General features: G+C 59.6%; 23 protein-coding genes. 13 read left to right on the top strand and 10 right to left on the bottom strand.

Annotation, left to right across the window (positions count from 1 at the left end):
- Positions 1-92 precede the first annotated feature (92 nt).
- The 4 genes from ybeY to miaB form a co-directional block, all read right to left on the bottom strand.
- Complete coding sequence (gene ybeY / locus AC4HNJ_RS03865) at positions 93-599, bottom strand: rRNA maturation RNase YbeY (protein WP_490478212.1); 507 nt, start codon at positions 597-599, stop codon at positions 93-95.
- A gap of 6 nt (positions 600-605) precedes the next feature.
- Positions 606-1,607, bottom strand: a complete 1,002-nt coding sequence (locus tag AC4HNJ_RS03860; protein WP_490478211.1) for a PhoH family protein — start codon at positions 1,605-1,607, stop codon at positions 606-608.
- Positions 1,604-2,113 carry a GNAT family N-acetyltransferase gene (locus AC4HNJ_RS03855; RefSeq protein WP_490478210.1) on the bottom strand — a complete coding sequence of 170 codons (510 nt, stop codon included), beginning with the start codon at positions 2,111-2,113 and terminating at the stop codon, positions 1,604-1,606. The genes AC4HNJ_RS03860 and AC4HNJ_RS03855 overlap by 4 nt, the downstream gene beginning before the upstream one ends.
- A 326-nt stretch (positions 2,114-2,439) precedes the next feature.
- Positions 2,440-3,783, bottom strand: coding sequence for a tRNA (N6-isopentenyl adenosine(37)-C2)-methylthiotransferase MiaB (miaB, locus tag AC4HNJ_RS03850; RefSeq protein WP_490478209.1), 1,344 nt, complete (start codon positions 3,781-3,783; stop codon positions 2,440-2,442).
- A 312-nt stretch (positions 3,784-4,095) separates the two neighbouring features.
- Here miaB and AC4HNJ_RS03845 point away from each other — a divergent pair, with 312 nt between their 5' ends.
- Positions 4,096-5,130: a lytic transglycosylase domain-containing protein gene (locus AC4HNJ_RS03845; protein WP_490478208.1), complete on the top strand. Its 1,035-nt coding sequence runs from the start codon at positions 4,096-4,098 to the stop codon at positions 5,128-5,130.
- A gap of 55 nt (positions 5,131-5,185) precedes the next feature.
- Here AC4HNJ_RS03845 and AC4HNJ_RS03840 read toward each other — a convergent pair whose 3' ends face one another.
- Complete coding sequence (locus tag AC4HNJ_RS03840) at positions 5,186-6,415, bottom strand: S1C family serine protease (RefSeq protein WP_490478207.1); 1,230 nt, start codon at positions 6,413-6,415, stop codon at positions 5,186-5,188.
- 233 nt (positions 6,416-6,648) lie between these two features.
- On the opposite strand from AC4HNJ_RS03840, the gene petA reads away from it, so the two are divergent.
- The 5 genes from petA to AC4HNJ_RS03815 all read left to right on the top strand — a co-directional run bounded on the left by petA (position 6,649) and on the right by AC4HNJ_RS03815 (position 10,617).
- Entirely contained in the window at positions 6,649-7,254 is a 606-nt protein-coding gene (gene petA, locus AC4HNJ_RS03835) for a ubiquinol-cytochrome c reductase iron-sulfur subunit (RefSeq protein ID WP_490478206.1), read from the top strand.
- Complete coding sequence (locus AC4HNJ_RS03830) at positions 7,254-8,558, top strand: cytochrome b (RefSeq protein WP_490478205.1); 1,305 nt, start codon at positions 7,254-7,256, stop codon at positions 8,556-8,558. The genes petA and AC4HNJ_RS03830 overlap by 1 nt, the downstream gene beginning before the upstream one ends.
- Positions 8,551-9,300 carry a cytochrome c1 gene (locus AC4HNJ_RS03825; protein WP_490478204.1) on the top strand — a complete coding sequence of 250 codons (750 nt, stop codon included), beginning with the start codon at positions 8,551-8,553 and terminating at the stop codon, positions 9,298-9,300. Before AC4HNJ_RS03830 ends, AC4HNJ_RS03825 begins: the two co-directional genes overlap by 8 nt.
- Positions 9,301-9,364: 64 nt before the next feature.
- Entirely contained in the window at positions 9,365-9,991 is a 627-nt protein-coding gene (locus AC4HNJ_RS03820) for a glutathione S-transferase N-terminal domain-containing protein (protein WP_490478203.1), read from the top strand.
- A gap of 197 nt (positions 9,992-10,188) precedes the next feature.
- Positions 10,189-10,617, top strand: coding sequence for a ClpXP protease specificity-enhancing factor (locus AC4HNJ_RS03815; protein ID WP_490478202.1), 429 nt, complete (start codon positions 10,189-10,191; stop codon positions 10,615-10,617).
- 55 nt (positions 10,618-10,672) lie between these two features.
- Here the strand turns inward: AC4HNJ_RS03815 and AC4HNJ_RS03810 are convergent, their stop codons facing one another.
- The 4 genes from AC4HNJ_RS03810 to AC4HNJ_RS03795 all read right to left on the bottom strand — a co-directional run bounded on the left by AC4HNJ_RS03810 (position 10,673) and on the right by AC4HNJ_RS03795 (position 15,008).
- Positions 10,673-11,077, bottom strand: coding sequence for a DUF3301 domain-containing protein (locus AC4HNJ_RS03810; RefSeq protein ID WP_490478201.1), 405 nt, complete (start codon positions 11,075-11,077; stop codon positions 10,673-10,675).
- A 134-nt stretch (positions 11,078-11,211) separates the two neighbouring features.
- A complete protein-coding gene (gene nadC / locus AC4HNJ_RS03805) occupies positions 11,212-12,069 on the bottom strand; it encodes a carboxylating nicotinate-nucleotide diphosphorylase (protein ID WP_490478200.1) in 858 nt (285 codons plus the stop codon).
- 169 nt (positions 12,070-12,238) lie between these two features.
- Entirely contained in the window at positions 12,239-14,533 is a 2,295-nt protein-coding gene (locus tag AC4HNJ_RS03800) for a DUF1631 domain-containing protein (RefSeq protein ID WP_490478199.1), read from the bottom strand.
- A gap of 202 nt (positions 14,534-14,735) precedes the next feature.
- On the bottom strand, positions 14,736-15,008 hold the full coding sequence (locus AC4HNJ_RS03795) for a Trm112 family protein (protein WP_490478198.1): 273 nt from the start codon (positions 15,006-15,008) through the stop codon (positions 14,736-14,738).
- Between the two features lie 66 nt (positions 15,009-15,074).
- Here AC4HNJ_RS03795 and purE point away from each other — a divergent pair, with 66 nt between their 5' ends.
- Positions 15,075-15,578, top strand: a complete 504-nt coding sequence (gene purE, locus AC4HNJ_RS03790; RefSeq protein WP_490478197.1) for a 5-(carboxyamino)imidazole ribonucleotide mutase — start codon at positions 15,075-15,077, stop codon at positions 15,576-15,578.
- Positions 15,578-16,735 (top strand): 5-(carboxyamino)imidazole ribonucleotide synthase, encoded by a 1,158-nt coding sequence (locus tag AC4HNJ_RS03785; RefSeq protein ID WP_490478196.1) that lies wholly within the window; start codon positions 15,578-15,580, stop codon positions 16,733-16,735. Before purE ends, AC4HNJ_RS03785 begins: the two co-directional genes overlap by 1 nt.
- A 165-nt stretch (positions 16,736-16,900) precedes the next feature.
- Here AC4HNJ_RS03785 and AC4HNJ_RS03780 read toward each other — a convergent pair whose 3' ends face one another.
- Positions 16,901-17,482, bottom strand: coding sequence for a superoxide dismutase (locus AC4HNJ_RS03780; RefSeq protein ID WP_490478195.1), 582 nt, complete (start codon positions 17,480-17,482; stop codon positions 16,901-16,903).
- 119 nt (positions 17,483-17,601) lie between these two features.
- Here AC4HNJ_RS03780 and grxD point away from each other — a divergent pair, with 119 nt between their 5' ends.
- From grxD to AC4HNJ_RS03755, 5 genes are all read left to right on the top strand, one after another.
- Positions 17,602-17,928, top strand: a complete 327-nt coding sequence (gene grxD, locus AC4HNJ_RS03775; protein ID WP_490478194.1) for a Grx4 family monothiol glutaredoxin — start codon at positions 17,602-17,604, stop codon at positions 17,926-17,928.
- The gene (locus tag AC4HNJ_RS03770) at positions 17,925-18,692 is read left to right on the top strand and encodes an SDR family NAD(P)-dependent oxidoreductase (protein WP_490478193.1); all 768 of its coding nucleotides are present in this window, start codon (positions 17,925-17,927) and stop codon (positions 18,690-18,692) included. Before grxD ends, AC4HNJ_RS03770 begins: the two co-directional genes overlap by 4 nt.
- Positions 18,693-18,750: 58 nt before the next feature.
- Positions 18,751-19,347, top strand: coding sequence for a YhgN family NAAT transporter (locus AC4HNJ_RS03765; protein WP_490478192.1), 597 nt, complete (start codon positions 18,751-18,753; stop codon positions 19,345-19,347).
- 183 nt (positions 19,348-19,530) lie between these two features.
- On the top strand, positions 19,531-21,243 hold the full coding sequence (olsF, locus tag AC4HNJ_RS03760) for a bifunctional ornithine lipid synthase OlsF (RefSeq protein WP_490478191.1): 1,713 nt from the start codon (positions 19,531-19,533) through the stop codon (positions 21,241-21,243).
- A gap of 466 nt (positions 21,244-21,709) precedes the next feature.
- On the top strand, positions 21,710-24,157 hold the full coding sequence (locus tag AC4HNJ_RS03755) for a TonB-dependent receptor (protein WP_490478190.1): 2,448 nt from the start codon (positions 21,710-21,712) through the stop codon (positions 24,155-24,157).
- The last annotated feature ends 169 nt before the right edge of the window (positions 24,158-24,326 follow it).

The raw sequence follows: 24,326 nt of genomic DNA, 5'->3' as shown, positions 1-24,326 counted from the left end.
ACAGCCCGCGAAGGGGCGGAAACTCAAGTCTATAGGAAAAGCCTTTGCCGTTCAGAGACAAGGGCGGCTGGGGGCGGAGGCTGGGAGGGAGGCTATTGCCGTTCTACGGCGGTTTCCCGATAGGGATCGGGAATACCCAGGCCCTTCAAAATGCGCCTTTCCAGTGCCTCCATCTTGATGGCATCGGCTTCGACCATGTGGTCGTAGCCGAGCAAATGCAGCACCCCGTGTACGGTGAGATGCGCCCAGTGGTGGGCCGCCGGCTTGCCCTGTTCGGCCGCCTCCCGTTTGACGACCGGGGCACAGATGGCGATATCGCCGAGTAGGGGAAGACGAAGGCCCGGGGACAGGTCGGCGGGAAAGGATAGGACGTTGGTGGCGTAGTCCTTTTCCCGATACGTACGGTTGAGCGTCCGGCCTTCCCGCGTTCCCACGATGCGGATGGCCAATTCGGCAGGGCGGTGGCGGCGCGCTCCGGCCAGGGCGGCTTCCACCCAACGGCGAAAACTCACTGGCGACGGCACACCCGCACGCGCAACGCCGTAACTGAGATGCACGGTGGCGACAGGCGCGGATGCTGGATGGCGTTGGATCGGCATGGGTGGTCAGCTCGCGGGATTCGGTTTGTCGCGCGCTTCGTTCTTTTCTTCAAACGCTTCGTAGGCCCGCACGATCTTGGCCACCAAGGGATGGCGCACCACGTCGCGCGAGGTGAAGAAAGTAAAGCTGATGCCATCCACGCCACGCAGCACCTCAACCGCATGGCGCAGGCCGGAGCGCACGTGGCGGGGCAGGTCGATCTGGCTGACGTCGCCGGTGATCACCGCTACGGAGCCGAAGCCGATGCGCGTGAGGAACATCTTCATCTGCTCGACGGTGGTGTTCTGCGCTTCGTCCAGAATCACATAGGAATCGTTGAGCGTGCGGCCGCGCATATAGGCCAGCGGCGCGATTTCGATCACATTGCGCTCGATCAGCTTGGCGACTTTTTCGAAACCAAGCATTTCGTAGAGTGCATCGTAGAGCGGGCGCAGGTAGGGGTCGACTTTTTGCGAGAGATCACCGGGCAGGAAGCCCAGCTTCTCACCGGCTTCCACCGCAGGGCGCACCAGCAGGATGCGTTGCACGCGATTGGCCTCCAGTGCTTCGACGGCGCTGGCGACGGCGAGGTAGGTCTTGCCAGTGCCGGCAGGACCGACGCCGAAGTTGATGTCATGCGTGGTGATGGCGTGCAGGTAGCGTGCCTGATTGGGACCGCGTCCCTTGATCACGCCGCGCTTCACCTTGATGACGACCTCTTGCGCGCCGTCGGCGATTTCGTCGGTCATCGCGTCGATGCCGGACTCGGCCAGGTGCAGATTAATCTTGGCGCCGGTGAGCGATTCGTTTTCCGTGCCGGCGTAGAGCGCCTTGAGGACTTTCTCGCCAGCACGCGTGGCGGCTTCTTCGCCGATCACCTTGAACAGGTTGCCGCGGTGGTCGATCTCCACACCCAGGCGCAGCTCCACCTGACGCAGGTGTTCGTCGAACGGGCCACATAGATTGGCGAGCCGGGCGTTGTCTTCCGGATCGAGCGAGAAATCACGTTGGTTCAAACCATTGGTCATAGATAACGATGCATCACGTAAATGTCGGTCGGGCCATGCACGAGATGGCGGAATGCGCCTGGTACCTGCCCGACAATGTTGAAACCGTGGCGTTGCCAGAGGCGCACCGCGGCGGTATGGGTGGCGACCACGAAATTGAACTGCATGGCCGTAAAGCCGGCTTCGCGCGCCTGCTGCATGGAATGCTCGCACATGATGCCCGCGATGCCTTGCCCACGTGCCGCCGTCGAAACCATGTAGCCGGCATTGGCGATATGGTTCCCTAGGCCGGGTTGATTGGGGCGCAGCATGTAACAACCAAGTGCCTCGCCGTCGCGTTCAGCGATAAAGCAGCGGCTGGGTGGCGTGGTCCACCACTCCCTGGCCTGTTCCATGCTGAGCTCGGGTGGATAGCTGTAAGTGTCGCCGGCAGCGATCACGGTTTGGAAGACGGGCCAGATTCGGCCAAATTCGTCCGCGCCGATTTCCCGGATGATCAGTTCGTTGGCTGTTGCGGTATCGCTCATCGGTAGCGTGAAGGTGGGTGGTATGGGATAGGTGGCGGTGCCATCACGCTACGCCGTGCCTTCTCAGCCAGCCAGGCCTGCGCCACGCACTACCACCTGGCGGCTACGCAACGGCAACGCGAGTTACGCCAATAGGGTAAACAGGCCCTAGGAAGATGAGCCGTACAGCGTGGCGTTTGGCCCACTCCATCGCGGTGTGCAGCAGCGCTGCAGCAACCCCGAGTTCAGCGCCGCGGTAATCGGTTGCGACGAACATCATGTCCAGCCCGGTAAGGCATACACGGGATGCGGGCGGCTGTGCTTGCAGCATTCGCATCCATGGGGGTTCAGGCAGCCTGACTATCCATGTTGCCAAGCCGTCCCCGCAATGAGTTGGTCATGGCCTCAGTGATCACTACATCCACGAATTGGCCGATCAGTTGAGCAGGACCGGGAAAGTTCACGTAGCGCATGTTTTCCGTGCGCCCGGTGAGTTCGTTTGGATTTTTCTTGCTGGGCTTTTCCACCAGCACGCGTTGCATGGTGCCGACCATGGCTTCGTTGATGGCTTTCGCGTTGCTGTTGAGCACAGCCTGCAGTCGCGACAACCGCTCGCTTTTCACCGATGCGGGGGTATCGTCGGCGAGATTGGCAGCCGGGGTGCCAGGGCGCGACGAGAAGATGAAGGAGAAGCTCTGATCGAAACCGACATCGTCGATCAGCTTCATTGTCTTTTCGAAATCCTCTTCCGTTTCGCCAGGGAAACCGACGATGAAGTCGGAGGAGATACAGATGTCCGGACGTACGGCGCGCAGCTTGCGGATCTTCTGTTTGAATTCCAGCGTGGTGTAGCCGCGCTTCATCGCGGCAAGGATGCGATCCGAGCCGGCTTGCACCGGCAGATGCAGGAAGTTCGCCAGTTTGGGTACGTTGGCGTAGGCCTCGATCAGCGAGTCGGAAAACTCCAGCGGATGCGAGGTAGTGAAACGGATGCGACCAAGACCGTCGAGCTGCGCAATGGCGTGGATCAATACCGCCAGGTCCGCCGTGCCGCCGTCATGCGTAGGGCCGCGATAGGCATTCACGTTCTGGCCCAGCAAGATCACTTCGCGCACACCCTGCTCGGCCAACTGGGCCACTTCGACGACCACATCGTCGAACGGACGGCTGATTTCTTCGCCGCGGGTGTAAGGCACCACGCAATAGGAGCAGTACTTGGAGCAGCCTTCCATGATCGAGACAAAAGCGGTCGGGCCTTCGGCGCGTGGTTCGGGCAGGCGATCGAACTTTTCGATTTCGGGGAAGCTCACGTCCACCTGTGGCTTGCCGGTGCTGCGCTTGGCTTCGATCAGCTCGGGTAGGCGGTGCAGGGTTTGCGGGCCGAATACCAGATCCACGAACGGGGCGCGCTTGATGATCGCCTCACCTTCTTGAGAAGCGACGCAGCCGCCCACGCCGATCAGCACCGGCTTGCCGCCCTGCTTGTATTCCCTCCAGCGCCCCAACTGGCTGAACACCTTCTCCTGTGCCTTCTCGCGAATGGAGCAGGTGTTGATCAGGATGACGTCGGCTTCCGATTCGTCCTGGGTCAGCTCCAGACCGTGCGATGCCCGCAGCACGTCAGCCATTTTGGCCGAGTCGTACTCGTTCATCTGGCAACCGTGGGTCTTGATGAAAAGCTTGCCGCTCATGGCGTTCGGTACCGTGGGTTCGAAGGGCGCGATGATGTTCGCGTCGAACTCTCTATTGTACTAGCCGTCTGGCCACCTTGCCATTGGCGGATCAATCACTTGCGAGCGAAGCGGGGGATCGGCACGCAGGCAAGCGTGACTGGCGTCGGTGGTGGAATGGAAATCGCGGCTCGTGAACCTGCAAAAACGCATTTGGCGCACGAAACCCACCATTTGGGCTTGGCTGTCGCCGGACGTAGGGGCACACTGGCCGCCATGTTCGCCGCCGCTCGCCAAGGGGGAGGCCACGGCCTCCGAACAACCTGCCTCCCTGTGCTTTTACTTGCCCTGCTGCAGTTGCTGCTGGGGGTGATGAGCGTGTTCGTGGCTCGCCCGGCCTACGCGGGTGCGCTCTATCGTTGCGCCGGTTCGCAGGGCGAGATCGTCTTCAGCAGTACCAGGCTTGGTTATCGGGATTGCCGGCAGGTCGCGTCGTTTGCAACGCCGGCTCCGCGCAGCGGGCTACGGCGGGCAGTGTCGAAACCGATCACATCGCTGGCGTGGGTGACCGGTTGGGCTGAGACTACGGCTACGCCGATCACTTTGCAGGTGGCGTCGCTGGATCGAATTCAGGGCGGTGTGGAGACGACAGCACGAAGTGCGGTTGTGCCTTCTTTTTTAACCGGCAAGCCCGGACAGTGGACCTATAGCGAATCACGCGACGCTTTATCGCCGGCATGGGCTGCCCGTGATATGCCTGATTCCCCGGAGAATCGGATTTTGCGCGGCGCAGTCTATCGGGTGGTGCATCGCGATGGCAGTGTGGAATACACCAACATTCCGCCCGCCGGCGAACAAGGAAAAAATATCACGCGTCTTTTCAGCTACATCGCGACGTGCATGGCGTGCAATCTGCACTCGCCGATCAACTGGGGCACCGTGCGGCTCGATCTGACGGATTATGCGCAGACCATCCATGATGCGAGCCTGGAATCGGGTGTGGATGAGGCATTGATCCGCGCCATCATTCATGCCGAGAGCGCCTTCAATCCGCGCGCGATGTCACTCAAGGGGGCGCAGGGTTTGATGCAGTTGATGCCGGGCACGGCCAGTGACATGGGCGTGCTGGACGCGTTCGATCCAAAGCAGAACATCCGCGGCGGTGCGCGTTACCTCGGCTTGCTGCTGAAGAATTTCAATGGCAACGTGCGACTAACTGCCGCAGCCTACAATGCCGGGCCGGCGGCGGTGCAGCACTACAACGGCGTGCCGCCTTTTGCCGAAACGCAGGTATACGTGCAACGGGTGGGCGAGTTATTGCAGCGTTATAGCAAGGCGTTGCATCAGCCGTTGTCGGCCAGTCTTTGAATTGGTACTGGGTCATCGGGTGACGTTACGGTTACACGCGTGTTGCCCCACGGGCTTAACCCTCGATATTGGTGCCGCTATTTGCTGCTGAATTTGCCGTAGGCAATTGCGGTGGCCGCTGGATGACATGCACCAGCACATGGAAGGGAACGCCATTGCGCAACCCGGAAACTTCGACCTTGCTGCCCGGCTTGAGGGCCGCTTCATGGCGACTCAAGTCGGCCGGATCGCGGATATCGTCGTCGCCAAGGCGCAGCAGGATGTCATGCGCCTGGATCCCGGCTACCGCAGCGGGTCCACCGGGATAGACGTCGGTGACTTGCGCACCGCGGGCGGCGGCGGCAGGCAAGCCACTGTCAGCCGCTACTGGAACGAAACCGTAATTGGCGCCGAGCCAGCCACGAATGACGCGTCCGGTTGCGATTAATTGTCGCAGGACGCTGGTGGCGGTATCGACGGGAATGGCGAAACCGATGCCTTCGGCATTGGCTGCTTTGCCGATCAACAAGGTATTGATGCCGACCAAATCGCCATTGGTGTTGACCAGCGCGCCCCCCGAGTTGCCGAAGTTGATGGCGGCATCGGTCTGGATGAAATCTTCCGGACTGCTGTTGCTCAGCTGGCGACCGATCGCACTGATGATGCCCATGGTGACGGTTTGATTGAGATTGAGCGGGTTGCCTATTGCCAACACCACGTCGCCAACGCGCAATTTTTTTGGATCCGCCATGTGGATCACGGGCAAATTACCTGCTTCAATCTTGAGCACGGCGAGGTCGGTTTCTTCGTCAGCTCCGACCACCTTGGCTTTCGCGACACGCCCGTCATACAGCAGTACCTGGATGTCGTCCGCGTTGGCGATAACGTGATTATTGGTAAGCACGTAGCCGTCTGCGCTGACGATTACGCCAGAGCCGAGGTTCTGCTCGCGGCGTTTGACCGTACCGATGGGTGTGCCGCCGAAGAGCTGTTGCATCAGCGGATCGGTGAACATGCGTACGGCTTGTTCGGTGACGATCTTGTTGGCGTAGATGTTGACCACCGAGGGTGCCGCTTTGGCGACTGCATCGGCGTAGGAAACCGGTGCCGCAGGCGCGGTCGACATGGGCGGTGTGATGGAAGAGTTGCCTGCGCTGGATGTCGCAACGGTCGCATGCTCCAAACCGAATCGGGTACGCAAGCGATCACCGACTCCCGGCCAGATCAGGCTGATCACGAACGCGATCGCCAACCCGAGTACAACGAATCGGGCAACAAAGGCGACGATGCCGGCGGCATGCTTCATGTCGTAATGCAGTCTTGGAAAGGAGGCTGGAGAGTGTGGCGGAGCGACGTGACCGCCTGTGCGGTTTTATTGTAGGGTGCTTGACCTGAGGCTAGACTAACGCGATTTTTGTAGGTAACGCGATTTTGCAGGGGCACGATCCTGGGGCGGTCGGCGAAGCGCAACCTTTCTCGTCCGCAATGGCAGGATTTGGTTTCTGCAGTGTCCATGGCATGCAAGTACCGGAGAGCCTGATGGCGAACGAAGTCGTCGATCAAGGCCGCCGCCGCTTTCTCACTACGACAACCGTCGTGGTGGGAGGAGTAGGTGTAGTGGCGGCAGCTGTGCCCTTCATCAAATCGTGGGAACCCAGTGCAAGAGCCAAGGCTGCCGGTGCTCCCGTTACGCAATCGCTCAAGAAGATCGAGGCTGGCCAGCAATTGATCGTGGCCTGGCGCAGCCTTCCGGTATTCATCGTCAATCGCACGTCGGCGCAACTTGCTGCGCTGCCCAAGCAGGACCCGCGACTGGTCGACCCGACCTCGACCGGCTCCTCTGCCGATCAGCAGCCCAAGTACGCGCAGAACGAAACCCGTTCCATCAAGCCCGAGTGGCTGGTGATGATCGGCATCTGCACCCACCTCGGTTGCGTGCCGAACTACGTGGGCGAGATGAAGCCCGAGCCTTTCGATCCGAACTGGCAGGGCGGCTATTACTGCCCCTGCCATCACTCGCGTTACGACATGGCCGGCCGCGTCTACCAGGGTGTGCCTGCGCCGAAGAACATGGCGATCCCGCCTTATCACTTTGTCGATGACATGACCGTGCAAATCGGCGTGGATCCGCAGGGGGCTGCGTAATGGCGAATGTCTTCTCAAATATTGGTGAATGGGTCAACGAGCGTGCACCGGGCCTGATGCCCGTGTATCGCAAGCACATGACCGAGTACTACGCGCCGAAGAATTTCAACATCTGGTACTACTTCGGCTCGCTGGCGCTGCTGGTGCTGGTCAACCAGATCGTCACCGGCATTTTCCTCACCATGAATTACGATCCGAGCGCGGCCGGCGCGTTCGACTCGGTGCAGTACATCATGCGTGACGTGGAGTGGGGGTGGCTGATCCGCTACATGCACTCCACCGGTGCGTCGCTGTTCTTCGTGGTGATCTACCTGCATATGTTCCGCGGCATCATGTACGGCTCGTACCAGAAGCCGCGCGAGCTGGTGTGGTTGCTCGGGATGCTCATCTTCCTGGTGCTGATGGCCGAGGCGTTCATGGGCTACGTGTTGCCGTGGGGCAACATGTCGTTCTGGGGCGCGAAGGTGATCGTCTCGCTGTTCGGTACGATCCCGGTGATCGGCAAGGATCTGGTCCAGTGGATCATGGGTGATTTCCTGCCTGCCGATGCCACGCTCAATCGCTTCTTCGCCCTGCATGTCATCGCGCTGCCGCTGGTGCTGTTGTTGCTGGTGGTGCTGCATTTGGCCGCCTTGCATGAGGTGGGTTCGAACAACCCGGACGGTGTGGACGTCAAGCATGGTCCGAAGGGCAATCGCTGGGATCCGACCAAACCGGCAGATGGCATTCCTTTCCATCCCTACTACACGGTGAAGGATCTGGTTGGCGTCGGCCTGTTTCTGGCGATTGCCGCGTTCATCATCTTCTTCCAGCCCACGCTCGGCGGTTGGTTCCTTGAACACGACAATTCCATTGCTGCGAACAACCTGGTCACGCCAGCGCAGATCAAGCCGGTGTGGTACTTCACGGCTTTCTACGCAATCGTGCGCATGATTCCTTCGGCAATGGGCACGGCGGTTTGGGGCGTGCTGGGCATGTTCGGTTCGATTGCGTTGCTGTTTGCGCTGCCATGGATCGATGCGGGCAAAGTGAAATCCGTGCGCTATCGCGGTATCGGCTACAAGATCGCGCTGTTTCTGTTCGTGCTCTCCTTTCTAGGCTTGGCCTTGATCGGCACTGACTTGACCGATGAGTTGTTCCCGAAACTGTTCGGGCAGGACATCGACATCACGGCCTGGGACAACACGTTCGGTCGGGTGATGGTGCTGATCTACTTCGGATTCTTCGTATTCCTGTGGCTGTATACGCATCTTGGCTGGGAAAAGACCAAGCCGGTTCCGGAACGGGTGACGACGCATGATTAAGCGCTACATTTCCAGCTTCGCGCTGGCGCTGGGATTGTTGCTGGGCGCTACCGCCGTGATGGCCGAGGGCGAGGGGCCGGAACTGCCCGCCGCCGCTACCAATTTGCGTGACCAGGCGTCACTGCAGCGTGGTGCGCACCTTTTCTTCAATTACTGCGTGGGCTGTCATTCGCTCAAGTACATGCGCTATGAGCGTATTGCTGACGACCTCGGGCTAACCGAGGATGAAGTGATGAAGAATTTCAACTTCACCGGTGCGAAATTCGGTGATCCGGTGATTTCGCATATGCCGCCCGAGGATGCGCAAAAGTTCTTCGGTAAGGCGCCACCGGATCTCTCGTTGGAGGTGGCGGCCAAGGGAGCGAACTGGGTATTTGCCTACCTCAATTCTTTCTATCTCGATCCCAAGAGTCCGATCGGCTGGAACAACACCGTGCTGCCCAATGCGGCCATGCCGTTCCCGTTGTGGGAACTGCAAGGCCTGCAGGTACCGGTGATCAAGCCGCCGGCCAAGCCGGGCGACGATCCGCAGATCGAAAAGCTGAAGCTGCAAAGCCCCGGCAAATTGACGCCGGAACAGTATCAGCAAGCCACCCGCGATCTGACCAATTTCCTTGAATATGTGTCGGAGCCCGCTGCGCTGCAGCGGCGCCGGTACGGCATCTGGGTGGTGCTGTTCCTATTAGGATTCACCTTCCTGGCATACTTGCTCAAGAAAGAATATTGGAAGGACGTCCACTGAAAGGACTTGTGGCCGCAGGGTGGGTAACCCCATGCTTGCGGCCACGACAATGGGGAGGTTGTGCATGGTCCAGAACGCTCGTTCCCGGACGGTACTCGCCCTGTACTCCGCTGCCGATGACATTCAATGTCACCGTGTTCGGCTGGTGCTGGCAGCCAAGGGAGTGACTTACGACTTGATCCTGGTCGACCCGGCCAAGCCGCCCCAGGATTTGATCGATCTCAACCCTTACAGCATCTTGCCGACCCTGGTCGATCGGGAGCTTACGCTGTACGACACGGCGGTAGTGTGCGAATACCTGGACGAGCGGTATCCCCACCCGCCGCTGATGCCTATTGACCCGCTCTCTCGTGCCCGTTTGCGCCTGGCTATGGTTCGCATCGAGCGCGACTGGCTGCCGGATATCGAACAAATCCGGGCTGGCGGCCGGCCTGCCGACGCAGTGCGCAAACGGCTGCGTGAACAGCTTTTGGCGGCGCTTCCATTGTTCAAGGCATCCAAGTTCTTCCTCAATCCGGAAATGAGTCTGGCGGATTGCCTGGTGGCGCCCGTGATCTGGCGGTTGCCTTCCCTCGGCGTGGATCTGGGGCGTGAGGGGAAGCCGATCATGGATTACGGGGAGCGGCTGTTTCACAGCCAGGGATACGCACGCAGCCTTACACCTGAGGAAAAGGCGCTCAGGGGGGGCTGACTGGTTCTGGACATCCCCTCGCGTTTCCCCTTCAATACGCCGGGCCGGTTCTGTCTGTCCATAGCCTTTTGGCGTGCCGGTTGGCGACTACCTGCCCGGAGACGGTTCTTCCGTCAGGGTGCGAACGGTTTTCGCGACCTTCCCGCTACATTCATTCATCAGAGCACTTTCCGTTGACCCAGCAGGACACTCATCAGATGACTTCCAATCGTCCGTATCTATTGCGGGCGATTTACGACTGGATTAGCGACAACAATCTCACGCCATACATGCTGGTCGATGCGACTCGCCATGGTGTGCATGTGCCACCGCATGTGGTGAAGAACGGGCAGGTAGTGCTGAACCTCGCGATGCGTGCTGTAGCGAATCTCGATCTGGGCAATGAGTGGATCAGTTTCCAGGCGCGTTTTTCCGGAGTCAGCCATAGCATCCAGATTCCGATTGCAGCGGTGATGGCGTTGTATGCCCAGGAGAACGGGCAGGGCATGATGTTTCCCGCGGAGGAAGACGATGGAGAGCCGCCGAACGATACGCCGCCCTCGCCGCCCCCTGCGCCGGAACCTCCGTCTGCCGATGGCGACAAGCCCAAGCGCGGTGGTGGTTCTCACTTGCGCGTGGTGAAGTAATCGGTTGGCGGTTTCATTGACGCTACCGCCGCTTCGGCAAAATCGCAGTCCGCTGCTAGTGCGGCAGGTCCCGATCCCGATAGCGGCGCCGGAACGGTAGAACATTGGTGCCGGCCGTATGGGGCAGGAGCTTGTCGTGCTCGGGTGTATACAGTTCGATGGTCGGTAGGATCAGTGCTGTCAGCATATTGCCTACCATCCATAGATGGCCCGCTTCGCGATCGTCGCCGTCGATGCTTACTTCAAAACTGTAGCGGCGCTCGATGAACCGCTGACCGTTCAAGCGGCGCAGCCGCAATCCGCTCAACCCAACCGTCTCATCCAGCAGCTGCAAACCATACTGTTGGCAGCGCGAGCGAGCTTCTTGGATGGCGCGGTCGCGAGCGCGGCTCAGCGTCAGCCACATGCCGCCGATGGCCATTAATACAAGAAGTAGCAGAAGGGTAATGAGGTCGCTCATACTGGGTGAAATATCGGAGAGCCTTGCTCATAGCTCCAGCATGTGGGCGACCCGTCCCTACCGCAAGGCGGCCGAATAAAGGTCGGTTGCGGCATGCCGTTTTCCGCGTGGGCGAAAAACGGTGGCCAAGTAAATTAGAGCACCGTCAAGCGCAAGGAGAGATCGACGGCGCACACGTTCTTGGTCAGTGCGCCGACCGAGATGTAATCCACCCCGGTGCGGGCGTAATCCCCGATGGTCTGCAGATCGACGTTGCCCGAAATCTCCAGCGGTACACGTCCGTTTGCCAGTGCGACGGCTTCGCGCATCAGCGATAGCGTGAAGTTATCCAGCATGATGCGGTCCACGCCGGCATCAAGTGCTTGCTGCAGCTCATCGAGATTTTCTACTTCCACTTCCAGCAAAAGCGCCGGATGAAGCTGGCGTGCCGCGAGCACAGCGGCTGAAATGCTGCCGGCGGCGATGATGTGGTTTTCCTTCACGAGGATGGCATCGTAAAGCCCGATGCGATGGTTATGGCCACCGCCGCAGCGTACGGCGTACTTTTGGGCAAGCCGCAGACCTGGGACGGTTTTGCGTGTATCGAGCACATGAACCTTGGTGCCGGCAACGGCGGCTACATATGCGGCGGTGGTGGTAGCCGTGCCAGACAGAAGCTGCAGAAAATTCAGAGCGGAACGTTCGGCGCTGACAAGTGCGCGCGCATTGCCATGCATTTCACAGATGATGTCGCCGGGTTTGACGCGATCGCCATCGCTGACATGCCAATCGATCCGAGCATTCCGATCGAGTTTGTGCACGCAGGCGTTGAACCAGGGAATGCCGGCGATCACTGCGTCCTCGCGACAGGTGAGGCGTGCAGTAGCTTGAGCTTCTGCGGGCAGCAGGCTGGCAGTGGCATCGCCTCGACCAAGATCTTCCGCGAAGCTGCGCTCCACGTCGGCATCGATCAAAGCGTGATCGGGTGGTGCAAAGCGAAAGGCAAGTGTCATGGGGCTTGTATCCATGTCGTGGGTGACCCTGCTCGGCATGCTGAAGAGCCGCAGGTTGTGAGGCGCATGAGCGTACACGCACACATGGGAGCAAGGAAATCGTCGGCCGCGTTATGCGCGGCGTGCGGGGTGCAGATTAGAGATCCGTAAAGCGGCGATTTAAGCGTGCTTATTCGCCGGTGCTTTCCTCTTCGTGGCTAAGCCGATCCACGATGGCGTCCATGGCGCGATCAAACAAGGCATTGGATGCGAGGATGCGCGCATGGTCGTCCACCATCAGCTTGGCCAGCTCGTAAGGGGAGTAATCGGCGACCTTCAAACCGCGGCGATTGACGAACAGATAGCGACCGCTCATCGGACTGATCCAGGAAAGCTTGGCGCGCTCGAAATGCTCGTCCTGTCCGATGAATTCCAGCCAAGTGCCTGGCTTAAGCGCATGGACGCGCTCAAGCTCCTCGCGTATCTCCTGCGTCATGGCTTCCGCTTCCGGTTCGATGCTTGCCGGATCGTCTTCGAGCTCTGCCATGCTTTCGGCAATCGGTTGGATGCTTTCAGGAATCGGTAGCGGAGCTGGCGCGTTGTGCACGGCCTGAGCTTGGTCAGGAGCAGGTGCCACTTCGCCTAGCTGCTGTCGATAATAGGTATGCAGCTGGCTGAGAAGTTTTTCGATGTCGGCTTCCTGGAAGGCGACGTTTGCGAGTCCTTTCCGTAGCGCACGTTCGATGCCCGGCAGTAGCTGGCGCAGATCGCGCTTGGCTTCCGGTGTGCGTACCGGTTTGGTGCTGGCGATGAAGGCATCAATGAAGCGCAGTGCGTCGCGCAAATCACCGGAATCTTCACCCTTGCGCAGGATCGTAAGCACGAGATAATTGGCCCAGGCGCGCGTCAGCACACCGTGGATCAGTGGCGGCAGCACGTGATCGCCGATGCGATTGAGGATTTCACGCGCGGCGCGCCGGCGCGCTTGCTCCAGCTTTTCGCGACCGCGAGTGGATTCGGCTACGCGCTGCTCAGCCAGTTCCGCGCGACGGCGATTGGCCTCCTGGAATTGCTGCAGTTCGGCGGAAAGACGATCGAAGATCGTCATGTCGTCGTCGAACTCTTGTAGCAGGCGTTCAACAATGGCCTTGATGGTGTCGTGCAGTCGTCCATCCCGATCGGATTCTTCCGACCAGCTCTTGGCGGCCTCGGCCAAGCCGTCAAGGAGGCGTCGCGCCGGGTGCTGGCGATGCGCGAACAGCTTGCGATCGAGAATCGCTGCTTTCAGATAGGGAATCTGCAGGCGTGCCAGCAGTACCTGCATCTGCGGTGGCAGGTTGCGGTCTTCGAGGATGAATTCGAACAGCATGCCCACCAGATCGATGGTGTCTTCATCGATGGTGGCGATCTGCCCTGGCCGCTGTCCGCGCAAGGAGCCGAGCTGTGACAGCAGTTGTTCCTTCAGCTGCAAGACCTGCTGAGCAATGTCTGCTGCGTCGCCCATGGCTGGCATGGGCGGCGCTGACACTGTCGCGGCCTGGCTTTGCAATACGCTCAGCGCACCGATTAATTCATTGGCGGTGGGGAGCGGACCATGCGTCATGGTCGACAGCGGCACGCTCGGATGCGCGCGGCGCGCACTGAACAGGGTGCGAAGGGTCTGCAGCAGTTCGGCAGACGCTTCACTGTCGTCAGCCGGCAGGGGTGCGGGGATCTCGCTCGTCGCGCTCGCGGCGGTCGTTGCGCCACCCGTGCCGCTGCCAGCAGGGCTGCTGCGAACGACTTCGTGACGTAGCTGCGGCAATACCCCTGCGCGCATCAGTTCAGCATTGGTTTCCTGGTAAAGCTCTTCCAGTGACGCCATCACATAGCGATCGAACAACTTATAGATGATGAGCTTGACGCGCATGTCGGCGTTGAGCTCACGCATTGACTGCCGGAACGCCTGAGCCAGCAAGGCGGGTCCGATCGGATTGATGGCGTCTTCGATACGCGCACCGCCGCAGATCACCGAAAGGCGCTGGTTCACCGCGAAGAGTTCACGTGCCAAGCGCGTCTCGTTTTTGCCGATCATGCTGGTGATGGCCAGCGACTCCTCCAGTTCGTTGTCGGCTACCAGCGACAGCTCGATGGAGCCGGCTGTCGGCACTGCGGTGCTGCCTGGGCTGGGGGAACGCTGGCCGGTTACAAAATCATTGAGCTCACGCGTGACTTGCGCCAGAAAACCGCGCTCGATCATGGGGCGGCGCTTGCGTACTTCGCGCATGCCGTCGAAGTAGTGCATCTGGGCGGCGTTGTTCTCGGCCTTTTCCGCCAAGTCAAACAACGCGTCATCCACGTGTTCGAACATGTTGCCGATGTACTGCTGCAATCGACGGGAGGCGATATGGCGGACAGCATTCAAGAGATCGCCTCCGCGACCATTCGAGGGGTCCAGCCGCTGGCTGAGATTGACGATGTTCGATGAGTCGTTGGCTTCTTTCATCGCCACACCCCTGTGGTTGCCTGGCTCGGCTATTCAACTGATGGAGGGCTGCCGTAGACGGCAGCTACCGACCATGCGACCTTGGAAAGGCCGTCCACGTTGGCGCCGCCGATCTGCGGAACATAAGCGAAAAATGGTTTTCCCGCTATGTCGGCCGTCAAGGTTCTGTGTACCCCTGTTCAGCCGGGAGAGGAAGCTCTCCTTAGATGGCCGACGGGAAATCCGTGAACTGGGTCGTGCCGATGCCTTCCTCGGGGAGCATGACGGGGATACCGTCTTCCACGCGATAAATGACTTTGCGGTCGACCGTGATCAGGCCCTCATCCCATCGGCCCTTCACGGTTGCTCCGGAGACATTCACGACCTGGCCGCCATCGATGGCCCGATTCAGGGCGCCGAGTTCGTTGGTGCTGAGCGGGCGTACCGGTGTTTTGCTTACCGGGCAGCAGAGGATGTCGAGCAGGCGTTTGTCCATACGTGGAGCGGGTATCGTTGTAATACGGGGATGCCCTTACAATAGCCCCTTTTGGACGACCGGGCCATGACGGGAACAACTGCAGCACCGCGGGTCGGTGTGGTGATGGGATCGCGTTCGGATTGGGAAACCATGATGCACGCGGCCGACGTGCTTCAGGAGCTAGGCATACAGCATGAAGTGAAGATTGTCTCCGCGCATCGCACGCCGGATTTGTTGTTCCGGTACGCCGAGGAGGCCGTTGAGCGGGGCATCCAGGTCATCATTGCCGGCGCCGGTGGGGCAGCTCATCTGCCAGGCATGTTGGCGGCCAAGACACGCATACCTGTTTTCGGGGTGCCGGTGCAGTCGAAGGCCTTGAACGGTATGGATTCCTTGCTTTCCATTGCGCAGATGCCTGCTGGCATTCCTGTGGGGACGCTTGCGATTGGTCGTGCCGGAGCGGTCAACGCCGGCTTGTTGGCGGCTGCGGTGCTGGCGTTGCATGACCCTGCTGTTGCCTCCGGTCTTGAGGCGTACCGCACCCGCCAGACCCAATCCGTCCTGGATAACCCGGATCCACGCTCGTGATGAAGACAGGTTCTACACGTCAACAACCCGTGCTCGGTATCTTGGGTGGTGGGCAGCTTGCCCGCATGCTTGCACTGGCGGCGGCTCCCCTCGGCGTCAAGACGCTGGTAGTGGACAGTGCTCCGGATGCTTGCGCGGGACAGGTGGCGCCCTTGCGGGTTGCGGACTGGACGGATTTCGACGCATTGGCGAAATTCGCCGCCGAAGTCGATGTCGTCACGTTTGATTTCGAGAATGTGCCGGCCGATACGGCCCAGTGGCTGGCCGAACGCGTGGCGGTGTTTCCCAATCCCCAGGCGCTTGCGGTGGCGCAGGACCGTCTTGCAGAGAAGACCCTGTTCCGGCAGTGCGGTTTGCAAACTCCTGCCTTCGAGGCGGTTGATACACGGGAAGATCTCGATCGCGCACTCGGTGCCATCGGCGCGCCGGCTATCTTGAAAACGCGCCGGCTGGGTTACGACGGAAAGGGTCAGTTCCGCATCAAGCAATTGTCCGACGCGGATGCCGCCTGGGATGCGCTGGGTGCCAATGCCCATGGTCTGATCCTGGAAGCGTTCGTGCCGTTTGAGCGCGAGCTCTCCGTGCTGGCGGCGCGCACGCGCGCCGGCGATTTCCGGGTTTGGCCCTTGACACAAAACTGGCACACCGATGGCGTGCTCAGCCTCAGCCTTGCACCTGCTCCGGACGTCGGGACGCTGCAGGCCCGTGCAGAAGGCCTCGCGCGCACGCTGGCGGAACGTCTTGGTTACGTGGGTGTTTTTGCGCTGGAGTTGTTCGTCAAAGACGGCGAGCTGCTTGGCAATGAAATGGCACCGCGGGTGCACAACTCCGGTCACTGGACGATCGAGGGTGCACCCGCCAGCCAGTTTGAAAATCATGTCCGTGCCGTGCTCGGTTTGCCGCTGGGTGATACCTCGGCGCGCGGTTTCTCTGCCATGTTCAACTGGATCGGCGAACTGCCGGATGCTGCGCCGGTGCTGAATACGGTCGAAGGCCATTGGCACGATTACGGCAAGCAATCGCGACCGGGTCGTAAGGTGGGGCATGCCACTGTTTGCGCGCAGGATGCCAAGATTCTTGCCGCGCGAATCAGCAGCATTGCGCGCGCATTGAAGCGGGAAGAGCAGGTAGAACCCGCGCTGCACGTGCTGCGTTGATTCCCTTCGCTCTTTCAGGGAGAAGGTGTCCGGAGGCTGGATGAAGCAGCAGCTTTGCGAAAAAGATGATTCGAAGAGTGCTTCGACTGGTGCGAGACAGGTCATTCGCCTGCCTTCTCTCCCAAGAGGGAGAGAAGGCAAGTACGAAAATCCAGTTTTGTTTGGTTAACCCAGATTCTTCGCAGCGAAGTCCCAGTTCACCAGATCCCAGAACGACTCCACGTACTTCGGCCGCGCATTCCGGTAGTCGATGTAGTAGGCGTGCTCCCATACATCGATGGTGAACAATGGCTTGTCACTGCCTGTAATCGGTGTGGCGGCGTTGGACGTATTGACGATACCGAGCGAACCATCCGGGCGTTGCACGAGCCAGGTCCAGCCTGAGCCGAAATTGCCTACGGCCGACTTACTGAATTCTTCCTTGAATTTGTCGAAAGAACCGAACGCCTTGTTGATCGCATCGGCAAGCTTTCCGGCAGGAGCGTTGTCCTTTTTAGGCGAGCGCATCGAGTGCCAGTAGAAGGTATGGTTCCAGGTTTGCGCTGCGTTGTTGAACACGCCACCGGACGACTTCTTGATGATGTCTTCCAGCGAGGCATTCTCGAACTCGGTGCCTTTGATCAGATTGTTGAGATTGGTCACGTAAGCCTGATGGTGCTTATCGTGGTGGAACTCCAGCGTTTCGGCCGAAATATTCGGCTCCAGCGCATTCTTTTCATAAGGCAGGGGGGGAAGTTCGATCGCCATGGGTAACTCCTGGGCGTTGGCTGAGGATGACAGTTCCGGCGGCCCAACGGGTCCGATGGGACGCCGAGGCGGCTGGTACACTACTAAGCTGGCTGCATTGTAGTGATGAATCTCAAGTTATGGACGTCAACGAGCGAATCAAGGCGGTGCTGGCCGAGCACCCTATCGTGCTTTTTATGAAAGGCACGCCGCAATTTCCGATGTGCGGCTTCTCCAGTCGTGCGGTGCAGGCGCTGACGGAATCGGGAGCAGTGTTCCATGCCGTGAACGTGCTGGCTGATCCGGAAATTCGCGCCGCGCTGCCGCATTACGCCAATTGGCCCACGTTCCCGCAACTTTTCATCCAGGGCGAATTGATCGGTGGCTGCGATATCGTCGAGGATCTCAAGGTTTCCGGAGAGTTGGCCCGGATGGCGCGAGATGTCTCGGGGGAGAGCCACGCATGAGCTTGCCGCTGTGCCGTCTACCCTCAGCGTGGAAACCCGCCTGGCAGGAACTGGATGGCCGAGTGGTGCTGGTCACTGGGGCGTATGGCGGATTGGGCAGCGCGGTATCGCGTGCGGCAGCGCGTGCGGGCGCAACCGTGGTGATCACGGGTAAGCGGAAGCGGCAGCTTGAGCAGCTGTACGACGCCATGGTGAAAGAGGGTTTGCCTGAGCCGGTCATTCATCCGTTGGATATGGAAGTGGCAACGCCACAGGACTACGAAGCCTTGGCGGATGGCTTGCAGCGCGATCTGGGACGCTTGGATGGCATCGTCCACGCTGCGGTGAGCTTCGCGGGCCTGACACCTATCTCTATGCATAAACCCGATGCCTGGCTGCGCGCGCTGCACATCAATGCATCCGCTCCTTTTGCACTTACGCAGGCGTGTTTGCCCTTGCTGACAGCAGCGCCCGATAGCGCCGCCGTATTCGTGCTGGATAACCCGGAACTGGTGCAGCGCGCACATTGGGGCGCATACGGGGTATCGAAGGCAGCGCTTGAACGCTTCGTTTCCATTCTTCATGACGAGTACGATTCCGGCGTTTTCAGGGTACACGCGTTGCTGCCCGCGCCAATGCGTACCGCTTTGCGCCGAATGGCTTATTTCGGCGAAGACACCATGCAGCAACCGTCGCCGGATGTGGCCGCCGAAGCCGCTCTTTATTTATTGAGCAATCAAGCCGCTGCTGCGCGAGGCGGGATCTTGGACTTGCGCGTAGCATGATCGCATTCGCGCCACGGTCTGCACCGGGCAACAAAAAGGGGACGGAATGGAAACGCAGATGACGACCTTGTCGGCGGCAATCCTGCTGTTTCTGATCATGGATCCGCTCGGCAACATTCCACTTTTCCTCAGCTTGCTCAAAGACGTGCCACCCAAGCGACGCCGTGCAGTGATGGTGCGGGAGCTGTTGATTGCACTCGCCGTCCTGCTGGTATTCCTGATGGGAGGGCAGTTGATTCTCAAGCTGCTGCAACTGCGCGAGGAATCCATCAGCATCGCCGGTGGCATCGTGCTCTTCCTGATCGGAATCCGTATGGTATTTCCTCCGGCCGAAGGAGGCATTTTCGGACAGTCCGGCGAGGGCGAACCCTTCATTGTGCCGATGGCGATTCCTGGCGTGGCCGGCCCCTCCGCCATGGCGGCGCTGCTGCTGCTCACGAATACGCAGCCGGGACGCACAGCGGATTGGGCCATAGCATTGCTGTGCGCGTGGTTGGCAACGGCGATCATTCTGCTCAGTTCCACTTATTTGTTTCGCTGGCTGGGCGAAAGCGTGCTTATCGCTCTGGAGCGCGTGATGGGTATGCTGCTGATTGCTTTATCGGTGCAAATGTTTTTAGGTGGTGTTGCGGCATACCTGCATCTATCGGTGTAAGGCGCGTTCCCATTGTCTTGCTCGCAGCGGCTGGACCGTTGCAAGCGTGATGTTGAACAAGCTTTTAAGCCTTCTATCCGAATCGATCGTGTATTCTTGCGCCCGGTGCCATGGTTGACCCCGCAATTTCGCGCAGTTGTCACACTTGGTCGGCAACATGGATTAAAACCAAGGGAGGCGGTCATGCTTCGCGTTGAACAGGCCCTTACCGAACGTCTGCCATGGCTTGCGCAGCATCCAATGATCCGCAGGCCCGTCGCCGGCGTGTTGGGGCGTCTTGCAGATGAGGCAGGCTTCAATCGTGTCCTTGATCGGCTTGCAGATACCCAGGGGTTCGACTTCGTCGAAAAGGTGCTGGATCTGCTTGGCTGCAGCTATCACGTTGTGCAGCGGGAAAGAGAGCACATCCCTGTCGAGGGGGGCGTGCTGGTGGTGGCGAACCATCCGCTTGGCATGCTCGATGCGGTTGCTTTGCTGCAACTGATCGGGTCGGTACGCCAGGACGTACGTATTCTGGGAAATGACTGGCTGGCTGCGGTGCCGCAACTCGGCCCCTTGCTGCTGCCGGTAGACGTATTCGGCGGCGGCGCCGCTTCGCGTCTGCGCAATATCTATCGCGCGCTGGATCGGGGTGAGGCGCTCATTATTTTTCCGGCTGGCGAAGTGTCGCGCATGGGGCCTGCAGGGGTGCGCGATGGACGCTGGGCGGACGGGTTTGCCAGATTGGCTTTGCGTAGCAAGGTGCCCGTGCTGCCTATTCATGTCGCTGCGCGCAATTCAGCCATGTTCTATGGTCTGTCGATGTTGGCCAAGCCCCTCAGCACGGCCATGCTCCCGCGTGAAGCGGTTGCGACCAGCGTCAGCCGGATCGGCTTCAGCGTCGGTGCGCTGGTAAGCGCGGAAGAGTTGGAGCGGCGCAGCGAAGGTTCGCCGCAGCGCGCTGCGAATCTGATGCGCCGGCACGTTTACCGACTGGGGCGGCGCCGTGGCTTGATCTTTGGTGGTCAGGTGCCGCTGGCGCATCCCGAGCCGATCGATCGCATCGTGATGGAACTGGCGCAGTGCGAAAAGTTGATCGATCTCCCCGATGGCAAGCAACTGCTGGTGCTGCGCGGTTCATCCGATGGTGCTGCACTGCGCGAGATCGGGCGGTTGCGCGAGCTGACTTTTCGCAAGGTTGGCGAGGGCACGAATACTCGCCGTGATCTGGATGCCTACGATGCACATTACGAGCATCTGGTGCTGTGGGATCCGAAGGCCTTGCATATTGTTGGCTCTTATCGGCTCGGCCAGGGCGGCCGCTTGATCGCTGAGCGCGGTATGGGTGGTTTGTACACCGCCAGCCTGTTCAATTACTCGCCGGCGCTGGAGTCGCGCCTGGCGCAGGGGCTGGAACTCGGACGCAGCTTCATTGCCCCCGCTTATTGGCGCTCGCGCGCACTGGACCAGCTCTGGCAGGGAATCGGTTTGTACCTCCAGCGCCATCCGGAAGTGCGTTATCTGTTTGGACCGGTGAGCATGTCGGTCAACCTGCCGCGCCAGGCGCGCGAATGGATTGCTGCAGCTCATCAGCATTATTTCGGAGCGCCAGGGCTGGCTTCGGCACGCCAGCCCTTTAGAGTGTCGCCAGATGTCCTTGAAGGTGTTCGGCGGGAATTGGAGGGCTTGGATTCCGTGAGCGGGCTAGGGCGCCTCCGTAATCATCTTGATGCCCTCGGCGTAAGCCTGCCGGTGCTGTACCGCCAATATGTCGACCTGGTCGAACCGGATGGCGTGCAGTTTCTCGACTTCGGCGAAGACCCGGGCTTTTCGGGTTGTGTCGACGGTTTGGTCATGCTGGATCTGGCACGTCTCAAACCGGCCAAACGTGCTCGCTATCTGGGCAAGAGCATCTGATACGTCATCGATGAAAACGGCAGGCCGCGCAAGGGCGCGGCCTGCCGTTCTGCGCGCGCAATGGTGCTTTGCACCAGCTGAGATGCTACTGTAAAATTAATGTAAAGCTTATGTGCAATCGTGCTAAGGTATCGCTAAGGATACGTGGCCGCGCTTTCGGGGCTCAAGCTTGTCATGAGGCTGAGAAAGGCGCTGGAGTCAGTCACTTGCACGTATTGTCCAGGGTGAGTCAACGGATCGAAGTAGTTTGCTTCGCTCCCGAAAATCGCAAAACCTAGGGTTCCAGAGAAGGCCGAAGCGGCTCATGCGATTCATGAGCCCGAGCCTTTTTGTGTCGAAGAATTGCCGCGGCGCAAGGTCTGGAGAGGTCGGCTGATGGCGTGCTCATCGCAAGTGTTCAAGCGGCCATACCAAAAACAAGCGGTGCCAAGCTTTTTAAATCAATAACCGGACTACGGGGCTCTTAATGAAACGTACGCATCTTTCCGCAGCGATTGCCATGGCCTGTTGCATGACGACCGGTGTCGTGATGGCACAGACCACCGGCAACGATCAAACCCAGACTGGCCAGGGCAGTACGACGGTCCAGCAGCGCGTCAACGCATCCAGCACCTCCAACACTACGACGGCCAACGCCACCCAGCGTGACGTAAAGCAGATGTCGCAGGTAACGGTGCAGGCACAATCGCTGTCACTGGGTGGCGGCCTGATGTCGGTGCAGACAGCACCCAAGGCTGTGTCGACCATTACGCGCGAAGCTATCGAAAAAGCGAGCCCGGGCAGCAATTTTACGCAGATGATCGCCACGATCCCTGGCGTCAATGCGGCGACGGATGACGTCACCGGCCTGGCGAATGGCCACTACAGCATCCGCGGTTACGATTCGTCCGACATCGGCATGACCGTCAACGGTGCGCCGATTACTGATACCGGCAGCTATTCGGTTTACGCCACGGAATATGGCGACTCCGAAAATATGGGCGATATCACCGTGCTGCAGGGTATTCCAGATGTGGATATGCCTGACTCCGGCGCGAGCGGCGGCCATATCGGCTGGGCCACCATCGATCCTTCGCATCAGGGCGGCGTTGATTTCACCCAGACCGTCGGCGGCAACGATTATCGCCGCACCTTTTTCCGCTTGAACACGGGCGATCTCGGTCCGGTGCGCTCCTGGGTGTCGTATTCGGACAACACCGCCGACAAGTGGCGTGGCCAGGGAAAGCTGGACGTCACCAAGGTTGATGGCAAGTCGGTGTGGACGATCGACGATGACGATTCGATCAGCGCATCGCTGCAATACAACCGCGAAAACAACATCAACTACGAAACCGTTTCCAAGCAGCAGGTTGCGCAGAACGGTTATTTCACCGATTACAACACCACCTGGATTCCGACCGCAGGTCTCACGGGTACCGCACTCAAGAACGCGATCAGCAATGACACGTACTACTACGGTCTGCGCACCAATCCGTTCCGCAGCTATCTCTTCAGCTTGGACGGCGAATTCAAGCTGACCAATAGCCTGCACGTGTCGGTGATTCCGTATTTCTGGTACGGCAATGGCGGTGGCGGTTCGGCAGCCACGGTCACCGAAAGCACGGCGAACACCGACCGCTTCGGCTATGCCGATATGGACGTCAACAACAGCGGCGCCGTCGTCAATGGCGAACAGGGCGTGGTGTACTCGTACTCAGCTGCCCTGACCTATCGCCCTGGCGTGATTGTCAAGTTCAACCAGGACTTCGGGCTGGATAACAGCTTGGAATATGGCTTCTGGTACGAAGATTCACGCAAGACCCAGGACGACAGCTACTTCCAGGTCGACGCCAATGGCCAGCCGGCGAGCGAGTGGGGTAATTCCAACTACATCACGTACCCGAGCGGTATGCCGATGACCTACTACCACGAGTACACCAACACTGAAATCGAGAAGGGCTTCGTCACCGACAACTGGACACCGACCGATCAGTGGACCTTCACGGCAGGCGCCTCCTTCCTGCATGCCAATCGCACGGCTTGGGGTTATGACTATCCCGGTTCGTTTGCGGGTTCGGTCTCCAAGCAGCAGACCTACACCACGGCCGACGCATCCTGGAACAAATTCCTGCCGACGGCGGGCATCAAGTTCCAATTGGATGAGCACAATCAGTTCTTTATCGGTACCGGTAAGACCTTCCGCGTGCCTACCAATACCGTGGTTCTGCTCAACTCTTTTGTGGGCCAGGATCTGAAGAAGCCGGAAACGTCATGGAATACCGATCTCGGCTGGCGTTACTACGGTGACGCGATTTCGGCCAGCGCGGACCTGTACAACAGCAACTACAGCAACAAGCAGGAAAGCGCGTACGACGAAGCCAACGGTCAGACGTATTACACCGCCATCAATCGCATGCACATGCGCGGCTTCAACGGCGAGATCAGCTACAAGGTTGCGCAGGATTGGACCGTCTACTCCTCGTACACCTATACCAAGGCGGACATCGTAGGCAGCATCGATGGCGGTGGCGATGGTATGTATCCGACCAACGGCAAGATGATGCCGGATACCGCCAAGAACATCGGCAACCTGAGCCTGAGCTACGATGACTCGCGCCTGTGGGCGACCCTCAACGGCCGTGTCACCAGCTCGCTGTATGGCGATTACCTGAACACCGAGCATGTAGGTGGCTTCACCACCTTCAACTTCAGCGCAGGCTATCGTTTCGGCGATTGGGATTGGTTGAAGAAGCCGTACATCAAGCTCAACCTGTCCAACCTCACCGACAAGCGTGCTTTCTCGTACGTGGGCTCCGCGCAGTTCCTGGCCACCTCTGGCGAGAAGCTGTATCCGTCGTTGTATGCGAGCACGCCGTACTACGGCCTGCTGCAGCCGCGTACATACATGGTCACCGTCGGCGCATCGTTCCAGTAAGTCCGAGGTTTGCCATGGCCGCGTGATGCGGTGCATACGCAATGTCCAAGAAGCCCTGCGCTTGTCGCAGGGCTTCTTTTTTTGTGTGCGCCAATGCCTGGTGTTGGCGATCCATTGACCCTGCCACGCCCAGGCGAGATGCTAGGTGGCCGGGCTGCGGCAAACGCAC

This window comes from Dyella sp. SYSU CM1112 (assembly GCF_058216415.1).
The sequence above is the reverse complement of the archived record's forward strand: the minus strand, read 5'-3'. Positions and strand labels throughout refer to the sequence as shown.

What these genes read in the sequence shown, in the direction of transcription:
- ybeY (WP_490478212.1), bottom strand. Translation starts at nt 599, where the DNA reads ATGCCGATCCAACGCCATCCAGCATCCGCGCCTGTCGCCACCGTGCAT.
- AC4HNJ_RS03860 (WP_490478211.1), bottom strand. Translation starts at nt 1,607, where the DNA reads ATGACCAATGGTTTGAACCAACGTGATTTCTCGCTCGATCCGGAAGAC.
- AC4HNJ_RS03855 (WP_490478210.1), bottom strand. Translation starts at nt 2,113, where the DNA reads ATGAGCGATACCGCAACAGCCAACGAACTGATCATCCGGGAAATCGGC.
- miaB (WP_490478209.1), bottom strand. Translation starts at nt 3,783, where the DNA reads ATGAGCGGCAAGCTTTTCATCAAGACCCACGGTTGCCAGATGAACGAG.
- AC4HNJ_RS03840 (WP_490478207.1), bottom strand. Translation starts at nt 6,415, where the DNA reads ATGAAGCATGCCGCCGGCATCGTCGCCTTTGTTGCCCGATTCGTTGTA.
- petA (WP_490478206.1), top strand. Translation starts at nt 6,649, where the DNA reads ATGGCGAACGAAGTCGTCGATCAAGGCCGCCGCCGCTTTCTCACTACG.
- AC4HNJ_RS03830 (WP_490478205.1), top strand. Translation starts at nt 7,254, where the DNA reads ATGGCGAATGTCTTCTCAAATATTGGTGAATGGGTCAACGAGCGTGCA.
- AC4HNJ_RS03825 (WP_490478204.1), top strand. Translation starts at nt 8,551, where the DNA reads ATGATTAAGCGCTACATTTCCAGCTTCGCGCTGGCGCTGGGATTGTTG.
- AC4HNJ_RS03820 (WP_490478203.1), top strand. Translation starts at nt 9,365, where the DNA reads ATGGTCCAGAACGCTCGTTCCCGGACGGTACTCGCCCTGTACTCCGCT.
- AC4HNJ_RS03815 (WP_490478202.1), top strand. Translation starts at nt 10,189, where the DNA reads ATGACTTCCAATCGTCCGTATCTATTGCGGGCGATTTACGACTGGATT.
- AC4HNJ_RS03810 (WP_490478201.1), bottom strand. Translation starts at nt 11,077, where the DNA reads ATGAGCGACCTCATTACCCTTCTGCTACTTCTTGTATTAATGGCCATC.
- nadC (WP_490478200.1), bottom strand. Translation starts at nt 12,069, where the DNA reads ATGACACTTGCCTTTCGCTTTGCACCACCCGATCACGCTTTGATCGAT.
- AC4HNJ_RS03800 (WP_490478199.1), bottom strand. Translation starts at nt 14,533, where the DNA reads ATGAAAGAAGCCAACGACTCATCGAACATCGTCAATCTCAGCCAGCGG.
- AC4HNJ_RS03795 (WP_490478198.1), bottom strand. Translation starts at nt 15,008, where the DNA reads ATGGACAAACGCCTGCTCGACATCCTCTGCTGCCCGGTAAGCAAAACA.
- purE (WP_490478197.1), top strand. Translation starts at nt 15,075, where the DNA reads ATGACGGGAACAACTGCAGCACCGCGGGTCGGTGTGGTGATGGGATCG.
- AC4HNJ_RS03785 (WP_490478196.1), top strand. Translation starts at nt 15,578, where the DNA reads ATGAAGACAGGTTCTACACGTCAACAACCCGTGCTCGGTATCTTGGGT.
- AC4HNJ_RS03780 (WP_490478195.1), bottom strand. Translation starts at nt 17,482, where the DNA reads ATGGCGATCGAACTTCCCCCCCTGCCTTATGAAAAGAATGCGCTGGAG.
- grxD (WP_490478194.1), top strand. Translation starts at nt 17,602, where the DNA reads ATGGACGTCAACGAGCGAATCAAGGCGGTGCTGGCCGAGCACCCTATC.
- AC4HNJ_RS03770 (WP_490478193.1), top strand. Translation starts at nt 17,925, where the DNA reads ATGAGCTTGCCGCTGTGCCGTCTACCCTCAGCGTGGAAACCCGCCTGG.
- AC4HNJ_RS03765 (WP_490478192.1), top strand. Translation starts at nt 18,751, where the DNA reads ATGACGACCTTGTCGGCGGCAATCCTGCTGTTTCTGATCATGGATCCG.
- olsF (WP_490478191.1), top strand. Translation starts at nt 19,531, where the DNA reads ATGCTTCGCGTTGAACAGGCCCTTACCGAACGTCTGCCATGGCTTGCG.
- AC4HNJ_RS03755 (WP_490478190.1), top strand. Translation starts at nt 21,710, where the DNA reads ATGAAACGTACGCATCTTTCCGCAGCGATTGCCATGGCCTGTTGCATG.